Below are 22,689 nucleotides of genomic sequence, written 5' to 3' on the forward strand. Positions count from 1 at the left end.
ATATCTTTAAAATTCTGATGTTCCAGGAGTTCTTGGAAATGGTATTACATCTCTAATGTTAGTCATACCAGTGATGTACATAATTAATCTTTCAAAACCTAAACCAAAACCAGCATGTTTAGTTTCTCCATATTTTCTAAGTTCTAAGTACCACCAGTAATCTTCTTCATTTAAGCCTAATTCATTCATTCTGTTCTTTAAGACATCTAATCTTTCTTCTCTTTGACTTCCACCTATGATTTCTCCGATTCCCGGTACTAGAAGATCAGTAGCTGCAACTGTTTTATTGTCATCATTCATTCTCATATAGAAAGCTTTAATATCCTTAGGATAATCTGTTACAAATAGAGGTTTCTTAAAGTGTTCTTCAGTAAGATATCTTTCATGTTCTGTTTGTAAATCAATGCCCCATTCAACTTTATAATCGAATTCTTTTCCACATTTTTGTAGGATTTCAACAGCTTCAGTATAAGTAACTCTAGCGAAGTCCGATGAAACTACGTGATTTAATCTTTCTAATAAGCCCTTATCAACAAATTGATTGAAGAACTCTAATTCTTCAGGACATTCATCCATAACATATTTAATAACATATTTAAGCATGCTTTCTGCAAGTTCCATATCATCTTGTAAATCTGCAAATGCAATTTCAGGCTCTATCATCCAGAATTCAGCTGCATGTCTTGTTGTGTTAGAATTTTCAGCTCTAAAAGTTGGTCCAAAAGTATATATATTTCTGAAAGCTAAAGCAAAACATTCACCATTTAATTGACCAGATACAGTAAGGTTTGTTTCCTTTCCGAAGAAGTCCTTAGTGTAATCTACAGTTCCATCTTTGTTTAATTCAGGAGCCTTAGGGTCAAGAGTTGTTACTCTAAACATTTCACCAGCACCTTCACAGTCACTACCAGTTATTATTGGAGTGTGAGTATATACAAAGTTTTGTTCTTGGAAGAACTTATGTATTGCATAAGCAGCAACAGAACGAACTCTGAAAGTTGCTGAAAAAGCATTACTTCTAGGTCTTAAATGAGCTATTGTTCTTAAATATTCAAAAGTATGTCTTTTCTTTTGAAGAGGGTAGTCAGAGTTTGACATTCCTTCAATAATAACTTCTTTTGCTTGAATTTCAAAAGGTTGTTTTGCTTCAGGAGTAGCAACTAAAGTACCTACTATTGAAAGTGAAGAATTTATAGGTAACTTTGAAATTTCTTTAAAATTGTTTAATTTATCATCGAAAACTACTTGAATATTTTTAAAGAAAGAACCATCGTTAATTTCTATAAATCCAAATGCATTAGATGCTCTAAGTGTTCTTATCCAACCTGAAATAGTAATTTCTTTTGATAAGAAATCGTCTGTTTGTCTATAAAGACTTCTAATTAAAATTGACTTTGCCATATTGCAAGACCTCCATTATATATTGATATTATATATGTTTCAAATCTAACTCGTTATTAAAATCAAGTTAGCATAACTTAATTTCTAGTGAGATTATTTCTGTTAACATATACATGGTAAAAGAGACAAAATTTAATATCGATGAAATAATATTTCACCGATATTAATATAACCTACTACGTTTAATTATAAGTAAATTTTACAATACTTTTTTTGTTAATGCAACTAAATAGAGTGTTTTCAATAATAATTACAAAAAAGATTGTTTGTTTATTCTAATCCGTCTTGAAAACTTTTGACTAATTCTTTGGGAAATCCTAGTTTATTCATGTGTTTAACAATATTTCTAAAGTCATAAGGAATTTCTTTTATCTCAGAAGATGAGCCAGTTTGAGCATCTATATTGAAAAGGCAGTAAGTAATATTTGGGCGGCCAATTTTAGGCTTGCCAATGCTACCGCAGTTTACATAAAGCTTATCATCGAATTTTTTGATACCAGGAAGATGAGTATGAGCACAAAATAGAATATCTTCCTTTATGGAGTTCATAATATTAATAGTATTGTCTGCATCTTTTAAGAGATACTCATTGATTTTATAAGGACTTCCATGAACAAATAATAATTTCTTATCTTCAATTGTTAAACTTATAGTTGAAGGTAAGTTTTGAAGAAACAGTCTATTTTCTTCTGTGAGTTCATTAACTGTCCAAGGAAGTGAAAAACTGTTAATGGAAGTTTCTCTTATATATGAATATTCATTATCAACAACTGAAGTGTCGTAATTACCTTTTATGCAGAGAATATGTTTTTTTCTAATTAGTGAAATTACTTCATTTGGGTATGGACCATAACCAACTAAATCACCTAAGCAGATAATAGTGTCCACATTTTGAGTAGCTACATCTTCTAAAAAAGTAGAAAGAGCATCTACATTTCCATGAATATCAGATATTACTGCTATTTTCATAAGTATTCCTCCTAATCTAATAAGGCATATGATTAAAGATGAATTGGTATTATAAAATAACATCTTAATTATATGCCTTGTTTTAAGTAGTTTTTATTAAAAAGAATTTCTATATACTAAGCTTCTAAAAATTTTTCACCAACGATAACTACATCTCCTGCACCTACAGTTAATAATAAATCACCAGCTGTAACTTTAGACTTTACATAAGCTAATGCTTCATCATGTGAGTGTACATTAGTACATTTCACACCCTTGTTTCTTATAACATCTCCAAGTTCATCAGAAGATACAAGCCCTGTATTTTTTTCACGTGCAGCATAAATATCCATTAATATAAGCTCATCAGCATCATTGAAGCATTCTGTAAATTCATCAAATAAAGCTTTTGTTCTTGTATAAGTATGAGGTTGGAATATACAGTAAGTTTTGTTGTGTTTGATTTGCTTTGCGGTACTTAAGGTTGCTTTTATTTCTGTTGGGTGATGTGCATAATCATCAATTACAGTAACGCCATTTAATTCTCCCTTGTATTCAAATCTCTTATGAGCACCCCTGCAATTTGATAAACCTTCAATTATATTTTCACCAGAAATATTAAAGATAGTTGAAACACACACAGTTGCAAGAGCATTTAGTACATTGTGCTTACCTGGTACGTCTAAAGTAATAGTGAGTAATTTTTTATTATCTTTATAGGCATCAAAGGTTGCACAACCATTTTTATTGAAGATAATATTTTTTGCAACAACGTCTGCACTGTCGTCAAAACCGTAACTTAAGGTATTACAATCTGCTTTTGATAAGATTTCTTTTACTCTAAAATCCCCTTCATAGCCTATAAGATAACCGTCTTTAGGTATAAGTTTAGAGAATTGGGAGAAAGTATCTGCAATATCATCTATATCTTTATAACAATCTAAGTGATCTGCATCAATATTTAAGATTATTCCTACATAAGGGAAGAATTTTAAAAAGGAACGTTTATATTCGCAAGCTTCAGTTAAGAAATATTCACTATTACCTATTCTGAAGTTTCCACCAATTGCATCTAATTCACCACCTATTAAAATAGTAGGATCTAAGTTTCCGGCAAGTGTAACGTGGGAAAGCATAGAAGTACAAGTGGTTTTACCATGGGTACCTGTAACAGCCACATTGTATTTGTGACCTTTCATGATTTGGCCTAAGAATTCCGCTCTGTCCATTAATGTAATGTTTTTTTCTTTTGCTTCTAAAAGTTCAGGATTATCAGAGGGGATTGCAGCAGTATAAACTACTAAATCTGCATCTTTTATATTCTCTCTTTTATGTCCTATGTAAACTTCAGCACCTGAAGATTCTAATTTCTCAACTATTGGAGAGTTTTTGAAATCTGAACCAGATACTTTATAACCACTGTTCAACATAACAGCAGCTAGTCCACTCATACTGATTCCACCAATACCAATGAAATGAATTTTTTTATCTTTATCCTTTATAAAATCGAAAGACAAACGATCAACTCCTTTTTATTAATAAAACTAAATTTATAATTACATACTTTAATTAAAATTTTGTCTTATGCTTTAACTATTATAATTATATACATTTTTCTAAAAATCAACCATAGAAAAAAATAAATACATAATATTTTATGCAAATTTATCATGTTTGTGAACAACTTAGAAAGAAATACAGAAACAATTATAATTAAAACATTGATATTAACTTGAATTTAGCATAAAATATGAATATTAAAAGAATTTAATATAAAAAAATTCGTGTAGGTGATAAATATGGAGAAATTTACGAGAAATAAAAGGGTAGTTGCCATAACAAAAATATTATTGGAAAGTCCTAATAAAATATTAGGTTTAAACAAATTTTCAGAATTATTGAATGCGGCTAAGTCAACAATAAGTGAAGATATAGTAGTTATCCGTGAAGTTTTAGAAATGCTTCACATGGGAAAAATCGAAACAATTGCAGGAGTTGCTGGGGGGATAAAATATATTCCTCAAAGTGGAGAAGAAGAAAAGAAAGCTTTTGCACTAGAATTGTGTAAACAATTAAGTGATGACGGAAGAGTTATTCCAGGAAATATAATATACATGACAGATCTGATGTACAACCCTAAGATAATAAGCAAAGCAGGGGTAATGCTTTCATCATGTTTTAAAGATAAAGAAATTGATTATGTAATTACTGTGGAAACAAAAGGGATTCCTTTAGCTTATGAAGTTGCTAGAAATTTAGGAGTTCAATTAGTTATTGCGAGAAGAGATAATCAGGCAACAGAAGGTCCAACAGTTACTATAAATTATGTTTCAGGAAGTAATGGAAGACTTCAGCAAATGGCATTATCTAAAAAATCCATGAAGCCGTCTAGTAAGTGTATATTTATTGATGACTTTATGAAGGGTGGAGGAACTGCTGTTGGAATTAAAGATCTATTAAAAGAATTTGACAGTGAATTAGTTGGAATTGGAGTGTTAGTCGATAATAAGCAGATAGAAAAGAAATTAGTAGATGAATATGTTTCAATTGTGGAATTAAAAGCTGTAGATAAATCTGTAATTACAGGTATACAACCTTCAAAGGCCTTTTTATAAAATCAGACTAAAATGCATTAATTTACTTAAATCACTTATTTCTGAAACGGTATTATTATTTAAATAAATCACAATAAATCTTTGCTTATGTAGTATTTTATATAAAATTACGCAATAAAATAAATTTTATTAGGATTTATCAAATATAAAAAAGGAATTTAGGAATTTATGGAGAATTTATAAAATAATTAATTATTATTAATTATTTTATAAGCAACTGGGAGGGTGGAGTAAAATGCAAATTACAGACGTGAGAATTAGAAAAATTGCCTCAGAAGGTAAAATGAAAGGAATAGTTTCTGTTACTTTTGATAATGAATTTGTAATTCATGATATCAAGGTTATAGAGGGTCAAGCTGGTTTATTTATTGCTATGCCTAGTAGGAAAACACCAGATGGAGAATTCAAGGATATAGCTCACCCGATAAACACAGAAGCAAGAGAAAAAATACAAACTGCAATTTTAGAAGCTTATGAAAAAGCTGTTTCAGAAGAAGTTGTAGAGGGTTAAGAGAATTTTGAGGTATAAGAGGAAGTTTTAACTTCCTCTTATTCAATGTAAAGAATGTCTTATTGGTAGAATAATAGTAAATAATTAAACATTATTATTTATAAGTTGATATGATGTAGTTACTTTATCATTTGAAAGAAGCATTAAGAGGTTATTGGGTTGAAATAAGTATAGATTTCCAATATAATTAAGTTAATTTAATATGAATATTTAATATGATATTCTTAGATATTAATCGTATTAGTATAAATGAGGTGTGATATATAATGTATAAATGTGCATTGATTTTGGCAGCAGGGCAAGGAAAAAGAATAAAATCTGATTTACCTAAGGTATTACATAAAGTATGTGGCAAGGAAATGGTAAAACATGTTATAGATTCTATAAGAAAATCAGGAATTAATGATATAAATGTAATAATAGGAAAAGGGGCTGAACTTGTAAAGGAAAGGACAACAGATAGGGATGTGTCTTACTCATTACAGGCTGAACAGTTAGGAACTGGTCATGCTGTTAAGTGTGCAGAAGAATTCCTAAGAGGAAAGAAAGGAGTAGTTGCAGTTTTCACAGGCGATACTCCTTTAATAAAGCAATCTACTATTGAAAGATTATTTAATGATCATATTGAGAGTAAAAATTCAGCTACTATTTTAACTGCAATCGTTGACGATCCAACAGGATATGGAAGAATTGTAAGAGAAGATAATGAGGTATCAAAAATAGTAGAGCATAAAGATTGTAATAACGAAGAATTAAAAATTAATGAAATGAATTCAGGAATATACTGCTTTGATATTGAATTATTGGTAGATGCATTAAGTAAATTAACTAATAATAATGAACAAGGCGAATATTATCTTACAGATGTTATAGAAATATTAAAAACTCAAAACAAGAAGATAGGTGCTGTTATAACAGATTTTGAAGAGACTATTGGGGTGAATTCAAGAGTTCAGTTGGCACAAGCAGAAGAAATTCTTAAAGACAGAATAAATATTATGCACATGGAAAATGGAGTTACATTAATAGATCCTAAAACAACATACATAGGAATTGATGTTGAAATCGGAAAGGATACAATAATATATCCTAATAATATTTTAGAAGGAAATACAAAGATAGGTAGCAATTGCTTGCTTTATCAAAATTCCAGAATTGCAGATAGCGTTATTGGGGATGAAGTAGATATTCAATCTTCTGTTATATTAAATAGTAATATTGGAGATAATACAACAGTTGGACCTTTCGCATATATAAGACCTGAAACTACAATAGGAAAACATGCTAGAATTGGAGACTTCGTAGAAATAAAGAAATCAACTATTGGAGATGGAACTAAGGTATCTCACTTAACCTACATAGGAGATGCTGAAGTGGGGTCAGAGTGTAATTTTGGATGTGGAACAGTAGTTGTAAATTATGACGGTAAAAATAAATATAAGACTATTATTGGAGACCATAGCTTTATAGGCTGTAATACTAATTTAGTATCACCAGTTACAATTCACGATAATACGTATATTGCTGCAGGATCAACTATTACTGCAGAAGTAAAAGAAGGCGAACTTGCAGTTGCGAGAGCAAAACAAAGAAATATTAGTGGATGGGTAGATAAAAAGGGATTAAAAAAATAAATTTTTATTATAAATCAACTAAAAATTTTAAGGGGGGTCTTCTTAATATGATAACACATGGAAGAAATATAAAAGTATTTACTGGAAATTCACATTTTCAGCTGGCTCAAGATATAGCTGATATATTAGGGGTTCCAGTAGGAAAATCTAAAGTTTCAACCTTTAGTGATGGTGAGATATCTGTTGATATTAATGAAACTGTTAGAGGAAATGATGTGTTCATAGTACAATCTACGTGCGAACCTGTTAATAATAATCTTATGGAGTTATTAATAATGATTGATGCTTTTAAAAGAGCATCTGCAGGCAGAATTACGGCAGTTATGCCATATTACGGTTATGCTAGGCAGGACAGAAAAGTTAAATCAAGAGATCCAATAACTGCGAAATTAGTTGCAGATTTACTAACTGCAGCAGGGGCAAACAGAGTTTTAACTATGGATTTACATGCGGCACAAATTCAAGGATACTTTAATATTCCAGTTGATCATCTATTAGGAGCACCAATACTTGCAGAACATTTTATATCAAAGGGATTAATAGACCAAGAAGATTTAGTTGTAGTTTCACCAGATCTCGGAAGTGTTACTAGAGCAAGAAAGTTCGCGGATAACTTACATGCCCCGATAGCAATAATAGATAAGAGAAGACCCAAAGCAAATGTTTGCGAAATAATGAATATTATAGGAGATATAGAAGGTAAGGTATGCATATTAATTGATGATATGATAGATACTGCAGGAACTATTACTAATGCAGCAAATGCCCTTAAGGATTTAGGTGCTAAAAATGTATATGCATGTTGTACTCATGGAGTATTATCAGGTCCGGCGATGGATAGGATAAATAATTCAGCAATTGAAGAATTAGTTATGTTAAATACAATTCCATTAAGAGAAAAATTAGAGAGCAGTAAAATAAAAGCTCTTTCAGTTGCACCATTATTTGCAGAGGCAATTAAAAGAATTTATGATGATCAGCCAATAAGTAAATTATTTGAGTATGAACAACAATAAAATTTATTTAAAGCCTTATTTAGAATAAGTTAATAAACAGAATGTATATTTGTTCTATAGATAAAAAAGAATAGTACAAATATATATTCTATTTTTATTTGCTATAAAAGATAACGTATTTATGCTATATTATATGGTGATAATATAGAATGATTTTTAAGGAGGCAAAAATGGTAGAGGTGACTACAACAAAGGTTTTAATTGTAGATGATGATGAAAATATTAGTGAAGTAATAGATATGTACTTAAAAAGTTCTGGCTACAATACAAAGGTGGCTTTAAATGGTAATGAAGCACAAAAAGCATATTTAGAATATGCCCCAGATTTGGTTTTGCTTGATGTAATGATACCATATATAGATGGAATTGATATATTAAAATGGATAAGAAAACAAAAAGAAACCCCTGTCATAATGATAACAGCAAAAGGTGATACTTTTGATAAGGTTTTAGCATTGGAACTTGGTGCGGATGATTATATAGTTAAACCTTTTGAACCGAAGGAGTTATTAGCTAGGGTTAAAGCAGTGTTAAGAAGGTATTCTACGGAAAATATTAAAAACGAGATAATCAAATTAAGTGATTTACTAATAGATTCTACTTCATATAAAGTCATATATAATAATGAAGAAATAAAAATGCCACCAAAAGAATTTGAATTGCTATACTATCTAGCAAGTAATAAGAATAAGGTATTTACAAGAGAACAGCTGCTTTGTGAGGTATGGGGATATGAATATCCAGGGGATTCAAGAACTGTAGATGTTCATATAAAGAGATTAAGAGAAAAGATAAGTGCTGGAGAACAATGGAAGATTGAAACTGTATGGGGTGTTGGATATAAATTTGAGGTGAATTAGATGAAGCGTGAAAGTTTACTTCAAAAATTAATTATGACATTTATAATAATATTAACTATTGTTTTAGTATCATTAGCTTGGATATTATCAATGTGGTTTAGAACTTATTATTTTGCTGAAAAAAGAACACAATTTCAAAGTGATGGTAAATATATTTCCCAGGCAATTAAATTATATAATAATGAAAATAGTGCACTAAATCTAGATAAGCTTCAAGCGATAATAGATATGTCAAGCGTTGGTGCTAATTCAGATATTAGCATTTTAGATAAAACAGGGCTCATATATATGAATTCTGCAATTGAAAATAATAATAAAGTAGCAGAAACACCTAGTATTTCGGAGAAAGATAGATCTTTGCTAGCAAATGGAACACCAGTTGAACATATTAGTGAACACTATACCTATATATATCCCATAATAGATAATGAAGAGTTTAAGGGATGTGTTTCAATGACCGCTCCGTTATCAATAATAAACAAACAGCTTCATAGAATATATTTAATTGTATGGATTTCAGCTCTTGGAGCAGCGTCTTTTGCAGCTGTAGTTTTGTCTTTAGTTTCTAAGAAAATATTAATTAATCCTTTAGCAGAAATAAATAATGCTGCTAAGAGATTCGCAAATGGAGAAGTAGATAAAAGAGTTTGTATAAGTTCACAGGATGAAATAGGTGAATTGGCTAATTCCTTTAATATAATGGCAGAATCTTTAGAAAAGGTTGAGAATAATAGAAGAGACTTTATTTCAAATGTTTCCCATGAACTAAGATCACCAATTACATCTATAAAAGGATTTATTGCAGGAATAATCGATGGTGTAATTCCAAAAGATAAAGAAGGATATTATTTAGAGAGAACTTATAATGAGATAAAAAGACTTACACGACTAATTAATGATCTGCTTGATTTGTCAGCTATTGAGTCTGGAAAGTTAAAATTTGATATAAGAAAAATAGATATTAATGAATTAATTAGAATGTGTGTTATTAATAATGAGCAGAATATAAGAGAAAAAGAAATAAAGCTTATTGTAGATTTGCAGAAGGAAAAATGTTTTGTGAAGGCTGATGAAGATAAAACCATGCAGGTTATAACCAATTTATTGGATAATGCTATAAAGTATTGTGATAATAAGGGTATTATAAAAATTAGCACATATCATAGGAGTGCAAAGGTTTTTATACGAATTTACAATAATGGTCCGAAAATAAAGGAGGAAGATATTAATCATATATGGGATAGATTTTATAAATCAGATAAATCTAGAACAAATAAGGTTAGTACGGGTCTAGGTCTTCCTATAGTCAGAATGATTTTAATGCAGCAGGGAGAGCAAGTATGGGTTAAAAATGACCCTAAAGTAGGTGTTGCATTTACATTCACACTTACAAAATTTAAGAATCATAAGAAAAAGCAAAATTTTTAGGAGGAAATTTATATGTTTTTAATAGTGGGTCTTGGAAATCCAGGTAAAGAATATGAGGATACAAGACATAATGTTGGTTTTAAAGTTGTTGATAATATTGCCAAAGAGTATAATATTGAGATAAACAGGCAAAAATTTAAAGGTGTATATGGAGAAGGTTTTATAGATGGAAAAAAGGTTATGCTTTTAAAGCCCAATACTTATATGAATTTAAGTGGAGAAAGTGTAAGAGAAGTTGTTGATTTTTATAATTTAGAAAATGAAGAAATTTTAGTTATATATGATGATATAAGCTTAGAAATTGGAAGCTTGAGAATAAGAGAAAAGGGGAGCGCAGGAGGCCATAATGGAATAAAAAGCATTATAGCACATCTTGGAAGTGATGTTTTCCCAAGGATAAAAGTAGGTGTAGGACAACCAGCTGGAGATTTAGTTAAACATGTGTTGGGGAGATTTTCAAAAGAAGAAATTAATGTGTTAAATCAAAGTATAGAGGTCTCAACCAAAGCGGCTAAAGAAATAATAAGAACAGATGCTAAAACAGCTATGAATCAATTTAATGGTTTCAAAGCCAATAAAACAATTTAAGGAAGGTGCATGAAATGAGATTAAGAGGGTTATTAGAGCCCTTGGAAAATAGTGCTGAATTTCAAAATATCATAGAAGGTATTCAAAAAAATAAATATCCAATTGGAATATATGGTGCATCTGAATCAGGAAGAGGATATCTCGTAGATGGGATTTTTGAAAAATTCGATAAGTCTATTGTAATTGTGACTCAAAGTGATATGGAAGCAAAAAACCTGTATGAAGATTTGATATTGTATACCACTGAAGTTTACTATTTTCCAGTGAAAGAAATGGTTTTCTATAATATTGATGCTATTTCAGGCGACTTAAGGTGGGAAAGATTAAAAGTAATAAATGAAATATTAAATAAGAAAAAGAAAATAATAGTAACATCAATAGATTCTTTTGCAGCTAAATATACTCCACATAAGTTATTTTTAGATTATAGCATGAAACTTAAGGAAGGCAGTGAAATTGATCTTAAGGTTTTATCAGAAAAACTAATTCAATCTGGCTACGAAAGAGTGGAAACAGTAGAAGGAAAAGGACAATTTGCATTAAGAGGTGGAATACTAGATGTATTTCCAACGTGTTCAACTTATCCATATAGAGTTGAACTTTTTGGTGATGAGATAGAATCTATAAGAACCTTTAATACAGAATCTCAAAGAAGTATTGAAAAGGTTAAAAAGATAGAGATTTTCCCTGCAAAAGAAATTATATTATCTGAAGAAACTATGAAATTTGGCAGTAATAAACTTAGGGAGGAATTTGATAAAATTTCGTCAAAGGATAAAGACAAAGAAAGAGTAGAGAAGCTAGGAAGAATATTAAATAAAAATTTAGAAGCGCTGGAGGAAACTTCATCATTCGAAACTATTGAAAGTTACCTTCCTTATTTCGTTAGAGAGCCAGAAAGTCTTTTTGATTATTTTAAAGATTACTTTTTCATAGTAGATAATGTCCAAAGGTGTCAGGGGAAATTAGAATCTACATATCTAGAATTCCAAGAGAATTTTACTGCTTTTTCTGAAAGGGGAGATATATTTCCAGGGCAAGGAAATTTATTAATTGATGAAGAAGTAGTATTAGAATCTTTTGAAAATGAAAAAAGTATATTTTTTGAAGCTTTAACCAAACCTATTGATTGGCTTAAACCAGTTTCAATAATAGATATAAATCAAATTACATTAAATAATTATCAAGGACAGTTAGATTTATTAATTGATGATATATTAAATAAGAAGAACTTAGGATATAAAACTTTAATATTATCTGGAACAAGAGCTAGGGGAGAACGTTTAGTTGGAACTTTACGGGACAGAGGAATTGAAGGTATTTATAGAGATGATGTTGATAAAATTGAATATGGTGAAGTTGTAATAACTTTTGGAAATCAATTAAAGGGTTTTGAGTATCCAAACTACAAATTATGCGTAATATCTGATAGAGAAGTCTTTGGTGAGGCAAAAAGGAAGCTAAAAAGTAAGAAATCAAACAAAAAGGGTATTTCTAAAATAAAGAGCTTTGCAGAATTAAAACCTGGAGATTATGTAGTGCATGCAAACCATGGTATTGGTGTATATAAGGGAATTAAACAAATTGATGTTGGAGGACATAAGAGAGATTATCTGGATATAATATATGATAAAGGAGATAAACTTTATGTTCCTGTAGATCAGCTTGATTTAATTCAAAAATATATTGGTACTGAAGGTAAGTCGCCTAAGGTTAATAAGCTTGGAAGTGCAGAGTGGCAGAAAGCCAAGGCGAAGGCGAGAAAGTCAATTAATGAAATTGCTGAAGATTTGGTTAAACTTTATGCTATGAGAAGTACCGTAAAGGGACATAAATTTCCTAAAGATACACAGTGGCAGAGGCAATTTGAAGATGAGTTTCCATTTGAAGAAACTCCAGACCAATTAACATCAATAGAAGAAATAAAATTGGATATGGAATCTGATAAACCAATGGATAGGCTTCTATGTGGAGATGTTGGGTATGGTAAGACAGAAGTAGCATTAAGAGCAGCATTTAAAGCTGTTATGGATGGAAAACAAGTTGCAATATTAGTGCCTACTACTATTTTAGCTGAACAACATTATAAGAATATAAAAAACAGATTTTCTGATTTTCCTATAAAAATAGATATGGTAAGCAGATTTAGAACAGCTAAGCAGCAGAAGGAAATTCTTCAAAAGGCAAAAGAGGGTAATTTAGATATTTTAATAGGAACTCATAGATTGGTATCAAAGGATATACAATTTAAAGATCTAGGTTTATTAATAGTTGATGAAGAGCAAAGATTTGGTGTAAAGCAAAAAGAAAAGATTAAAAATATCAAAAAAAATGTTGATGTTTTAACTTTAAGCGCAACTCCAATTCCAAGAACACTTCATATGTCATTAAGTGGAGTAAGAGACATTTCTGTTATAGAAACGCCTCCAGAAGAAAGATATCCTATTCAAACGTATGTTGTAGAACAAAATGACCAGCTTATAAGAGACGCTGTACTCAGAGAAATAGGCAGAGGAGGGCAAGTTTATTTTGTTTACAATAGAGTAGAAGATATTGAGAGAATGGCGAAATACGTTCAAGCGTTAGTTCCTGAAAGCAAGGTTGGTATTGCTCATGGACAAATGGCAGAAAGACAGCTTGAGCAGGAAATGTATGATTTTATGTCAGCGGAGTATAACGTATTAGTATGTACAACAATAATAGAAACTGGGATGGATATTCAAAATGTAAATACAATAATAGTTTATAATGCTGATAAAATGGGACTATCTCAGCTTTATCAATTAAGAGGAAGAGTTGGAAGGTCTAATAGAATAGCATACGCGTACTTATTATATACTAAAGATAAAGTTTTAACAGAGGTAGCAGAAAAGAGACTTAAGGCTTTAAAAGATTTTACTGAATTAGGTTCTGGTTTTAAAATTGCTATGAGAGATTTGGAAATTAGAGGAGCTGGAAACATGATGGGATCATCTCAACATGGTCATATGGCTTCTATAGGGTATGATTTATATTGCAGAATGCTTGAGGATACTGTTAAGTTACTCAAAGGTGAAATTGATAAAGAACCAATTGAAACAACCTTAGATATAAAAGTGGATGCATTTATATCAGAAAGTTATATAGAGGATGAAATTCAAAAGATTGAAGTTTATAAGAAAATTGCCGCAATTGAAGGTATAGAAGATTATAATGACATAAAGGAAGAATTAGAGGATAGGTATTCTAAGATACCAGAGCCAGTATACAACCTAATGGATATTGCATATATAAAAAGTCAGGCAAAATCTATATTTATAGAAGAAATAAAGGAAACTCCTAAGGAAATAATATTTAAATTTGCTGAAGGCGAAGATGGATATAAGTCAATATTTAAAATATTAATGGAAAAACATAAGAATAGCGTAGTTTTAAGGTTTGGAACTAATCCTTATTTTGCATTTAAATTAAAGGCTATAAAGAAAGAAAATAAATTAGAATTCCTAAAAGAAGTCCTTAGTGACATAATACTGTAACAAATATATGATATAAAAGAAAAGTATTAGAAATAAAAATACTGTAAAAATTTGAATTATAAAAGTAATATTGCTATACTAATATTATGATTTTTTACAGTATGAATATTAAAAAGTAACTGCTAAAATTTATAAGTGGTTATTTTATAAAAATGTTTAAATCTATAATAAAGAATAAGCGAGGGGAAAAATTTGAAAAAAATAAAAAAGATTATTGCAGCAGTAGCTATATTAACAATTGCAACATCAGCTATGGGTTGTAAGATGATTGAGAAGACGCCAGAGGCAATACAAAAGACAGTTCTTGCAACAGTAGGAAATGAAAAAATAACAAAAGGTGATTTAGATAAGCAAATTGAAGGCCAACTAAAGCAACAATTTGGTGATGATTATGCAACTAACACAAAAGTACAACAACAAGTAAAACAAGCCAAACAACAAGCATTAACTAGTTTAGTAACTCAAAATATACTTTTACAAAAAGCTACAGAATTAAATTTAAAACCATCAGATGACGAAATTAATAGTAAGGTAGACGAGCAAATTACTCAAATTAAATCTCAATATAAAGAAGAAGGTCAATTTGCGGATGCATTAAAGCAAGCAAATCTTACAGAAGATCAACTTAAAGAAGAATTTAAGAAACAAGTAGTAATGAATGCAGTTCACGATGATGTGATAAAAGACATTACAGTTACAGACGAAGATGTTCAAACATATTATGATGAAAATAAGGATAAGCAATTTTCTGTAGGTGCAGGTGCAAATGTTGCTCATATATTAGTAGATGATGAAGAAACTGCTAAGAGCTTAAAAGCTAAAATAGATGCAGGTGCTGATTTTGCAACATTAGCTAAAGAAAATTCAAAGGATACAGGTACTGCAACTAAGGGTGGAAGTTTAGGATTTGTACCATACAATTCAACACAATATGTTGCTGAATTTGTAGAAGGATTTAAGAATTTAAAAGAAGGAGAAGTTTCAGCGCCAGTAAAGAGCCAATATGGATATCATTTAATTAAGGCTACTGGATTAAAAGCTGCAACAGTAACTCCACTAGATCAAGTTAAAGATCAAATTAAATCAACATTAACACAACAAAAGCAAAGTCAAGCTTTTAATGATAAAATAGAAGAGTGGAAGACATCATTAAAAGTTAAGACTTATGATGATAAATTATAATTTTAAATGATAAGTCTAGGGCTATTTTGAAATAACTAAAGTTTGTTTCAAAATAGTCTTTTTTATTTGAAAATAAAGTTAGAGACTGTGACCTCAATTTAGTTGAATAAGAGTACAAATACTTATATATGAATTTTTTGTTGCAACACATATTATTAAAATAGAAAATCACTTTAAAAGCCACCTGAGTGCGAAAAATAAATTTAATATAAAATTTGTCTATAAGTGTATAAAATTTCTAGAAATTCAAATAATAATAGTGCAACTAATTATTAGAGTTTCAAAGGAGGTTATATAACCAATGAAGGCAACAGGAATTGTTAGAAGAATTGATGATCTAGGAAGAGTGGTAATACCAAAAGAAATAAGAAGAACTTTAAGAATAAGAGAAGGAGATCCGTTAGAAATTTTTACTGACAGAGATGGCGGGGTAATTCTAAAAAAATATTCTCCTATTGAAGAATTAACTAATTTTTCAAAGGAATATTGTGATAGCTTGCAACAAGTTATAGGTCACGTAGTATTAATAGCTGATAAGGATGCATTCATTTCTGTAAGTGGAGCGACAAAAAAAGAGTATATAGAAAGAAAGGTAAGTAGTGAGCTTGAAAAGATAATGGAGGGAAGAAAAACTGTATTATTAAATAAGTCCAGTAATTCAGTAATACCATTACATAATGACGATGATGAAGCGAATTATAATAGTCAGGTTATATCCCCAATTATAGCTGAAGGTGATCAAATTGGTGCTGTAATAATCATTTCAAAGGAAGATGTAGAACTTGGAGAAGTTGAAACAAAGCTTGTTGAAACAGCGGCAGCATTTTTAGGAAAACAAATGGAGTAATAATAACTATAATTTAATCAATGTATAAAATAAAAGGAATAATACCTCTAAACTTACAATAATAATTAACTAGTAACTTGTAAGTTTGGAGGTGTTTTATGAATAAGCAATCCCTAATAAAAGGAAGCATAATTCTTGGTATGGCGGGGATATTAACTAGATTTTTAGGTCTGTTTTTTAGATGGCCCTTAATAATGTTAATTGGAGATGAAGGAATAGGATATTATCAAATGTCATATCCACTATATATGTTTTTTATAGCTATGGCATCTGGTGTACCGGTTGCTATTTCTAAAATGATATCAGAAAAAAATGCAACTAATGATATAAGTGGAAGTTTTGAGGTTATGAAAGAATCTGCTATTTTAATGACCATAATAGGGACAGGCACCACATTAGCATTATTCTTTTTTGCAAAACAAATAATAATTCTTTTAAAATGGGATGCTAAAGCTTATTATTCATTAATTGGAATCTCTTTCGCGCCTATTGTAATCTCTTTTGTGACTATATTTAGAGGATTTTTTCAAGGGTTGCAAAATATGACTCCATCAGCTATATCACAGATAATAGAGCAACTTGGAAGAGTTATATTTGGTGTAGGATTGGCTGTGATTTTATTGCCTAAAGGAATTGAATACTCAGCTGGGGGCGCTGCCTTCGGAGCAACAGCAGGTGCGGTATTTGGAGCTTCCTATTTATATTCAAAATATAAAAAGATAAAAAAGTGTTACAAAATTAAAAAAATAAAAATTAATACTGAAGTATTGAATACCATACTAAAAATTGCAATTCCTATATCTTTAGGAACAACAGTTAGTAGTATTATGAATTTAATAGATTCTATATTAGTGCCACAAAAGCTTTTAGAAGCAGGACTTACAAAGGTTCAAGCTACTGTATTATATGCTCAGTTGACGGGGAAAGCATCTGTTATTATTAATATTCCATTGACTATTTCTATGGCAATCTGTACATCCTTAATTCCAATTATAGCTGAAGTATTTATATTGAAAAGAGAGAGGGAACTCAAGGAGAAAATAAATGTTTCCATGAAGATGGCAACTATAATTGCATTACCATGCACTTTTGGACTTTTCTTTCTAGCGGAACCAGTAATGAAATTTATATTTCCTGGAAGATTTGAGGGGATAGAAATATTGAAATATTTATCGTTAACGATTCCGTTTATTATAATTACTCAAACAACAACAGCTATATTGCAAGGGATAGGAAGGTATATATTGCCCGTTGTGAATTTATTTTTTGGATGTTTAATTAAAATTGCATTAACAATGATTTTGGTGCCAATGGAACAATTTAATATATATGGAGCGGTTATAGCAAGTTTTGGAGCCTATGCAGTAGTAAGTATTTTAAATATAATATCTATGAAATATAAACTTAGGATAAAAATTAACTTTTATGAAATATTGATAAAACCAACATATGCATCAATAATTATGACTTTATTTGTATTGACTAGTTATAATATTTTATATAAAAATACAACAAGTAATGGAATATCTTGCTTAATATCTATATTTTTAGGTATGATAATATATATGGCGTTAATAATCGCATTTAAGATGTTTAATATTGAAGAAATAAAGAATAGAATTAGAAAAAGATAAAAGGAGAGAACTCTAATGATTAAAATAGTAGGATTAGGGCCAGGTGCTAACGAAGCATTGACTATAGGAACAATATGTGAGCTTGAAAGTAATAAGAACGTATTTTTAAGAACTGAGAAGCACCCAACAGTTGATTATTTAAAAGAAAAAAATATTATATTTGGAACATATGACAATGTTTATGAAAGCATAGGAAGTTTTGATGAGGTATATTTAAATATAGCTAATGACTTAATAAAAAAGCATGAACAGTTAGGTACTCTTATTTATGCGGTACCAGGACATCCTTTAGTTGCAGAAAAGTCAGTATTCAATTTGATAGAATTATGCAAGCAAAATAAAGTTGAATATAAAATCATACCCGCAGTAAGTTTTATTGATGCTATGATTGAAGGTCTTATGATTGACCCGATAGAGGGTTTAAAGGTTATAGATGCTTTTGATATAGGGAATCAGATTTTAGATAAGAGAATAGGTACCATAATTACTCAGGTGTATAATCAATTAATAGCTTCAGAAGTTAAATTGAAGCTATTGGAACAGTATGATGATGAAACTGAAATATATTATGTTAGAGCAGCAGGAATTGAAGGACAAGAAAGTATTAGAAAAATACCCTTATTTGAATTGGATATGCAAGAGGATATAGATTATTTAACTTCTATATATATTCCTAAGGATTTAAATAATAAAAAGGATTTTAATGATTTATTATCAATAATAGAAATTTTGAGAGGGGAAGATGGATGTCCGTGGGATAGAGAGCAGACACATCAATCTCTTAAGAAAGCATTAATTGAGGAAAGTTATGAAGTTATAGATGCAATAGATCAGGAAGATGATGATTCATTAATTGAAGAGCTTGGAGATGTTCTACTTCAAATTGTTTTCCATGCATCTATTGGAAAAGAAGAGGGATATTTTGATATAAGTGATGTTATAAAAGGAATTTGTGATAAGATGATAAGTAGACACCCTCATGTATTCAAAAATGTTAGTGGAGTAAATTCATCAGAGGAAGTATTATTAAAGTGGGATGAACTTAAGAAAAAAGAAAAAGGATATGACAATCTTACAGAGGAAATGATGGGAATAACAAAAGGATTACCAGCACTTCTAAGAGCTCATAAGGTTCAGGAAAAGGCAAAAAAAGTTGGTTTTGACTTTGATGATGTAAATTTTGCTATAAATAAAGTAAAAGAGGAACTAAATGAAGTAATAGATGTATATAATACAGAGAATGTGGAAAAAATAAAAGAAGAAATAGGTGATTTATTCTTCTCATGTGTTAATGTTGCAAGATTTTTAAAGGTTGATGAGGAATTAGCCTTAAATTATACTATAGACAAGTTTATAAAAAGATTTGCATATATTGAGAAGATAGCAAAGGATAAAAATATACAATTAACTGATATGAGTTTGGAAGAAATGGATAAACTATGGGAGAATTCGAAAAAATTAGATTAATATGTGATATAAATAAAGGAATTTTTTAGTTTATGCAGAATAATACTTTATAAAGAACTATGTTGTAGTGATTTATTTAATTATTTAGCCCAATATAGGAAAAGAAATTGTTTTCCTATAGACGGTTGGCTGAAGAGGTTATATAATAAAGAAGTGCAATTTAGTACATAAAAAGAAAACAGTTAGAAAATATATAACTGGATTTTAAGGAGGATGTTATTGTGAATAAAGCAGAATTAATTACTAGTATGGCAGAAAAAAGTAAATTAACAAAAAAGGATGCAGAATTAGCATTAAAAGCTTTAATTGAAAGTGTTGAAGAAACATTAGAAAAAGGTGAAAAAGTTCAACTAGTTGGATTTGGAACTTTTGAAACAAGAGAAAGAGCTGCTAGAGAAGGAAGAAATCCTAGAACTAAAGAAGTTATAAAAATTCCTGCAACTACAGTTCCTGTATTTAAAGCAGGTAAAGAATTCAAAGATAAAGTTAACAAGTAATATAAGTTAACAGAATAAATAGGAACCCGAGTTTTCTCGGGTTCTTTTGGTAAGGGAGATAATTTTATGCGATTAGATAAATATTTAAAAGTGTCCCGTATTATAAAGAGAAGAACAGTAGCAAAAGAGATTAGTGAAAGTGGTCGTATATTAATAAACGATAAGATAGCCAAACCTTCAACTAAAGTAAAAGAAGGCGATATAATTCAAATAACTTTTGCAAATAGAATATTAAAGGCAGAGATAATTAATATAGCAGAGCATGTTAGAAAAGAAGATGCTAAAGAAATGTATGTAATTATTGAAGGAGAAGAAGATAAAGAGTAGAAAATACGAGTATTTAGCTACTCTTTTTTCTATTATCAGAAAAGTAGGATTTTTAAATGTAAGATAAGAAATATTTAGATAATTTATTATAAGTTTGTATGCCAATATATATAACAGTTCTAATAAAAATCCCATTCTAAATTAAAATATATATTCATATATTATATAAGGCACATTATGAAAAATGATGAATAATATAAGATGAAAAGTATTTTTATCAATAGTTTAAATAATTATTTTCAGGTGTGAGACAAAGGAAAGGGAGGAAGTTTTATGGAGAAAAAAACAGATAATAAAATAGACGAAAATAGATCTAATTTAACTTTGGAAAGTAGAAAGAAATTAATATTAAGTGGCGTTATGGAAGTTTTAAGTTTTGATGAGCAGAAGATAGATATGACTACTAAACTCGGGAATTTAACCATAAAGGGTGAAGAGTTGAAAATGAATAAATTAGATGTTCAAAATGGGGATGTTATAATTGTGGGGAGCATTGCAGCAATGATTTATAATGGAAAAGTATCAAAAAAGAGCAATGAAAGTATAATCAGTAAGTTGTTTAAGTAGAGCGTTATGCCGTTAGGATTAAATATGCAGATAAATCTTGTTATATATAGTCTACTTGGTGGTTTAATAACAGGATTTTTATTTGACACATATAGAGGGATAAGAGGAATAAATCCCACAAAAATATTGACAATAATAGAAGATATATTATTTTCTATATTTATTGCTTTAGTTGTATTTACTTTTTTATTATACACAAATTATGCTTTTTTAACTCCCTATGTATACATTCTTATAATATGTGCTCTGATTATGTATTTTAAATTTATAAGCAGGTATGTTTTTTTTAGTGAAATGGTAATAGTAAGATCTATTTATAAACTAATTAGGATAGTATTAAAAAATATATTATACCCATTAAAAATAATCATATATAAAATTATAGATAAGAAGAAATGATAAAAAATTACTTGAATAATAGTAATATAGTGTTTACAATAGACATAAGAGAATTTATAAATATAGAGGTTCTATAGATGGGAAAAAAGTTAATATTAAAAAAAATAATAATTGCTGGATTTATTGTTTTCTTTGCTTTTAGTTATATTAGGCAATATATAACTATGAATAGAATTCAAAGGGAAATAGATAATAAACAGCTTCAATTAGAGGAAGTTAAGCAAAAGAATGACAGGCTTCAAGAAGAAGTTGAAAAGATTAATTCAGATTCAGCAGAGTATCTTGAAAAATTAGCAAGGGAAAGGCTTGGAATGATTAAGCCAGGAGAAAAAGTTGTTAATGGTGTGGTAACGGATAAAAGTTCCAATTAACTTTAAGTGTATAGAAAAGCTAGTAAAATTCTGATAATATTTAATAAACACTAAAATTATGATTTAAATTTAAGAACACCTGTATTACAGATTGTTCTTATAAATTTATATATTTTTAAATTTAAGGAGGAGTCTTTTAAACATGACCTTAATGGCAGGAAACATAGTAGAGGGCACAGTGATAAACATTACAAATTTTGGGGCTTTTATTGAAGTTGAAGGCAAAACTGGATTGGTTCACATTTCAGAAGTGGCAGATTCTTACGTAAAAGATATCAGAGAACACCTTAGTGAACAAGATAAAGTGAAGGTAAAGGTTATCTCGATAGATGATAACGGAAAAATCAGTCTTTCAATAAAACAAGCAAATGTTCAAAGAAAGTCAGCAAAACCAGCAGAAATTGATTGGAAAGTAGCTGAGAAGAAGAAGCCTAGTAATACTGGAAATTTTGAGGATATTATGTCTAAGTTCTTAAAAGACAGTGAAGAAAGAATGCAAGATGTAAAAAAACATCAAGAATTTAGAGGAAAAGGTGGAAAAAAAGGCTTTTAATATTTATTTAAAAGGAATAATAATTAATAAATTATAGAATGTAGGATATGCTAGTAAAGAAGTTAATGTTTTTTACTGTTTATTCTACATTTATGAGGTTAAAAATAATTTGTTAATAGTTATATATTTACATAATTAAAGCTGACAAAAGTGTATAATATTTATACTGAAAAATCCGATTTTTATTAATATAAAAAATTATATTAAAAACTTGTTGACAGTTTTTTAATTATATACTATAATTAGCTTTGTTGTTGACACATTATGTGTAGTGATGTGCCGAAGTGGCGGAACTGGCAGACGCACAGGACTTAAAATCCTGCGGTGGT

General features: G+C 29.5%; 21 protein-coding genes. 18 read left to right on the forward strand and 3 right to left on the reverse strand.

Going from position 1 to position 22,689, the window contains the following annotated elements; genetic code table 11:
* Positions 1–6: 6 nt before the first annotated feature.
* The 3 genes from asnS to murC form a co-directional block, all read right to left on the reverse strand.
* Positions 7–1,401 (reverse strand): asparagine--tRNA ligase, encoded by a 1,395-nt coding sequence (gene asnS / locus GXK56_RS18440; RefSeq protein WP_160690120.1) that lies wholly within the window; start codon positions 1,399–1,401, stop codon positions 7–9.
* Between the two features lie 270 nt (positions 1,402–1,671).
* Positions 1,672–2,370 (reverse strand): metallophosphoesterase family protein, encoded by a 699-nt coding sequence (locus tag GXK56_RS18445; RefSeq protein ID WP_160690122.1) that lies wholly within the window; start codon positions 2,368–2,370, stop codon positions 1,672–1,674.
* A gap of 116 nt (positions 2,371–2,486) precedes the next feature.
* Positions 2,487–3,866: a UDP-N-acetylmuramate--L-alanine ligase gene (gene murC / locus GXK56_RS18450; RefSeq protein WP_160690124.1), complete on the reverse strand. Its 1,380-nt coding sequence runs from the start codon at positions 3,864–3,866 to the stop codon at positions 2,487–2,489.
* A gap of 282 nt (positions 3,867–4,148) precedes the next feature.
* Between murC and purR the strand changes: the two genes are divergently transcribed.
* From purR to GXK56_RS18540, 18 genes are all read left to right on the forward strand, one after another.
* On the forward strand, positions 4,149–4,964 hold the full coding sequence (purR, locus tag GXK56_RS18455; protein ID WP_160690126.1) for a pur operon repressor: 816 nt from the start codon (positions 4,149–4,151) through the stop codon (positions 4,962–4,964).
* 235 nt (positions 4,965–5,199) lie between these two features.
* Positions 5,200–5,475, forward strand: coding sequence for a septation regulator SpoVG (gene spoVG / locus GXK56_RS18460; protein WP_160690128.1), 276 nt, complete (start codon positions 5,200–5,202; stop codon positions 5,473–5,475).
* Positions 5,476–5,741: 266 nt separating this feature from the next.
* Positions 5,742–7,109: a bifunctional UDP-N-acetylglucosamine diphosphorylase/glucosamine-1-phosphate N-acetyltransferase GlmU gene (gene glmU, locus GXK56_RS18465; protein ID WP_160690130.1), complete on the forward strand. Its 1,368-nt coding sequence runs from the start codon at positions 5,742–5,744 to the stop codon at positions 7,107–7,109.
* A 47-nt stretch (positions 7,110–7,156) separates the two neighbouring features.
* Complete coding sequence (locus GXK56_RS18470) at positions 7,157–8,125, forward strand: ribose-phosphate diphosphokinase (protein WP_160690132.1); 969 nt, start codon at positions 7,157–7,159, stop codon at positions 8,123–8,125.
* Positions 8,126–8,295: 170 nt separating this feature from the next.
* Positions 8,296–8,985: a response regulator transcription factor gene (locus tag GXK56_RS18475; protein ID WP_160690134.1), complete on the forward strand. Its 690-nt coding sequence runs from the start codon at positions 8,296–8,298 to the stop codon at positions 8,983–8,985.
* Positions 8,986–10,413, forward strand: a complete 1,428-nt coding sequence (locus GXK56_RS18480) for a HAMP domain-containing sensor histidine kinase (RefSeq protein WP_160690136.1) — start codon at positions 8,986–8,988, stop codon at positions 10,411–10,413.
* 12 nt (positions 10,414–10,425) lie between these two features.
* Positions 10,426–11,001: an aminoacyl-tRNA hydrolase gene (pth, locus tag GXK56_RS18485; RefSeq protein WP_160690138.1), complete on the forward strand. Its 576-nt coding sequence runs from the start codon at positions 10,426–10,428 to the stop codon at positions 10,999–11,001.
* 14 nt (positions 11,002–11,015) lie between these two features.
* Positions 11,016–14,516, forward strand: coding sequence for a transcription-repair coupling factor (gene mfd, locus GXK56_RS18490; RefSeq protein ID WP_160690140.1), 3,501 nt, complete (start codon positions 11,016–11,018; stop codon positions 14,514–14,516).
* Between the two features lie 192 nt (positions 14,517–14,708).
* Complete coding sequence (locus GXK56_RS18495) at positions 14,709–15,698, forward strand: peptidylprolyl isomerase (RefSeq protein ID WP_160690142.1); 990 nt, start codon at positions 14,709–14,711, stop codon at positions 15,696–15,698.
* A gap of 301 nt (positions 15,699–15,999) precedes the next feature.
* A complete protein-coding gene (gene spoVT / locus GXK56_RS18500; protein ID WP_160690144.1) occupies positions 16,000–16,545 on the forward strand; it encodes a stage V sporulation protein T in 546 nt (181 codons plus the stop codon).
* Between the two features lie 98 nt (positions 16,546–16,643).
* A complete protein-coding gene (locus tag GXK56_RS18505) occupies positions 16,644–18,179 on the forward strand; it encodes a polysaccharide biosynthesis protein (protein WP_160690146.1) in 1,536 nt (511 codons plus the stop codon).
* Positions 18,180–18,194: 15 nt separating this feature from the next.
* Positions 18,195–19,646, forward strand: coding sequence for a nucleoside triphosphate pyrophosphohydrolase (gene mazG / locus GXK56_RS18510; RefSeq protein ID WP_160690148.1), 1,452 nt, complete (start codon positions 18,195–18,197; stop codon positions 19,644–19,646).
* A gap of 221 nt (positions 19,647–19,867) precedes the next feature.
* Positions 19,868–20,143, forward strand: coding sequence for an HU family DNA-binding protein (locus GXK56_RS18515; RefSeq protein WP_077845834.1), 276 nt, complete (start codon positions 19,868–19,870; stop codon positions 20,141–20,143).
* Between the two features lie 66 nt (positions 20,144–20,209).
* Complete coding sequence (locus GXK56_RS18520) at positions 20,210–20,470, forward strand: RNA-binding S4 domain-containing protein (RefSeq protein WP_160690150.1); 261 nt, start codon at positions 20,210–20,212, stop codon at positions 20,468–20,470.
* Positions 20,471–20,743: 273 nt separating this feature from the next.
* Complete coding sequence (gene yabP / locus GXK56_RS18525; protein ID WP_160690152.1) at positions 20,744–21,037, forward strand: sporulation protein YabP; 294 nt, start codon at positions 20,744–20,746, stop codon at positions 21,035–21,037.
* 6 nt (positions 21,038–21,043) lie between these two features.
* A complete protein-coding gene (gene yabQ / locus GXK56_RS18530; RefSeq protein ID WP_160690154.1) occupies positions 21,044–21,436 on the forward strand; it encodes a spore cortex biosynthesis protein YabQ in 393 nt (130 codons plus the stop codon).
* A 77-nt stretch (positions 21,437–21,513) separates the two neighbouring features.
* Positions 21,514–21,807 carry a septum formation initiator family protein gene (locus GXK56_RS18535; protein WP_160690156.1) on the forward strand — a complete coding sequence of 98 codons (294 nt, stop codon included), beginning with the start codon at positions 21,514–21,516 and terminating at the stop codon, positions 21,805–21,807.
* 142 nt (positions 21,808–21,949) lie between these two features.
* Positions 21,950–22,360, forward strand: a complete 411-nt coding sequence (locus GXK56_RS18540; RefSeq protein ID WP_160690158.1) for a S1 domain-containing RNA-binding protein — start codon at positions 21,950–21,952, stop codon at positions 22,358–22,360.
* The last annotated feature ends 329 nt before the right edge of the window (positions 22,361–22,689 follow it).

This window comes from Clostridium sp. C2-6-12 (assembly GCF_009928485.1).
Classification (GTDB): Bacteria; Bacillota; Clostridia; order Clostridiales; family Clostridiaceae; genus Clostridium.

Coding starts and splice junctions, on each gene's coding strand:
- asnS (WP_160690120.1), bottom strand. CDS start 1,401: ATGGCAAAGTCAATTTTAATTAGAAGTCTTTATAGACAAACAGACGAT.
- GXK56_RS18475 (WP_160690134.1), top strand. CDS start 8,296: ATGGTAGAGGTGACTACAACAAAGGTTTTAATTGTAGATGATGATGAA.
- glmU (WP_160690130.1), top strand. CDS start 5,742: ATGTATAAATGTGCATTGATTTTGGCAGCAGGGCAAGGAAAAAGAATA.
- spoVT (WP_160690144.1), top strand. CDS start 16,000: ATGAAGGCAACAGGAATTGTTAGAAGAATTGATGATCTAGGAAGAGTG.
- GXK56_RS18480 (WP_160690136.1), top strand. CDS start 8,986: ATGAAGCGTGAAAGTTTACTTCAAAAATTAATTATGACATTTATAATA.
- mfd (WP_160690140.1), top strand. CDS start 11,016: ATGAGATTAAGAGGGTTATTAGAGCCCTTGGAAAATAGTGCTGAATTT.
- GXK56_RS18520 (WP_160690150.1), top strand. CDS start 20,210: ATGCGATTAGATAAATATTTAAAAGTGTCCCGTATTATAAAGAGAAGA.
- yabP (WP_160690152.1), top strand. CDS start 20,744: ATGGAGAAAAAAACAGATAATAAAATAGACGAAAATAGATCTAATTTA.
- spoVG (WP_160690128.1), top strand. CDS start 5,200: ATGCAAATTACAGACGTGAGAATTAGAAAAATTGCCTCAGAAGGTAAA.
- pth (WP_160690138.1), top strand. CDS start 10,426: ATGTTTTTAATAGTGGGTCTTGGAAATCCAGGTAAAGAATATGAGGAT.
- GXK56_RS18470 (WP_160690132.1), top strand. CDS start 7,157: ATGATAACACATGGAAGAAATATAAAAGTATTTACTGGAAATTCACAT.
- GXK56_RS18505 (WP_160690146.1), top strand. CDS start 16,644: ATGAATAAGCAATCCCTAATAAAAGGAAGCATAATTCTTGGTATGGCG.
- GXK56_RS18535 (WP_160690156.1), top strand. CDS start 21,514: ATGGGAAAAAAGTTAATATTAAAAAAAATAATAATTGCTGGATTTATT.
- mazG (WP_160690148.1), top strand. CDS start 18,195: ATGATTAAAATAGTAGGATTAGGGCCAGGTGCTAACGAAGCATTGACT.
- GXK56_RS18445 (WP_160690122.1), bottom strand. CDS start 2,370: ATGAAAATAGCAGTAATATCTGATATTCATGGAAATGTAGATGCTCTT.
- purR (WP_160690126.1), top strand. CDS start 4,149: ATGGAGAAATTTACGAGAAATAAAAGGGTAGTTGCCATAACAAAAATA.
- yabQ (WP_160690154.1), top strand. CDS start 21,044: ATGCCGTTAGGATTAAATATGCAGATAAATCTTGTTATATATAGTCTA.
- GXK56_RS18540 (WP_160690158.1), top strand. CDS start 21,950: ATGACCTTAATGGCAGGAAACATAGTAGAGGGCACAGTGATAAACATT.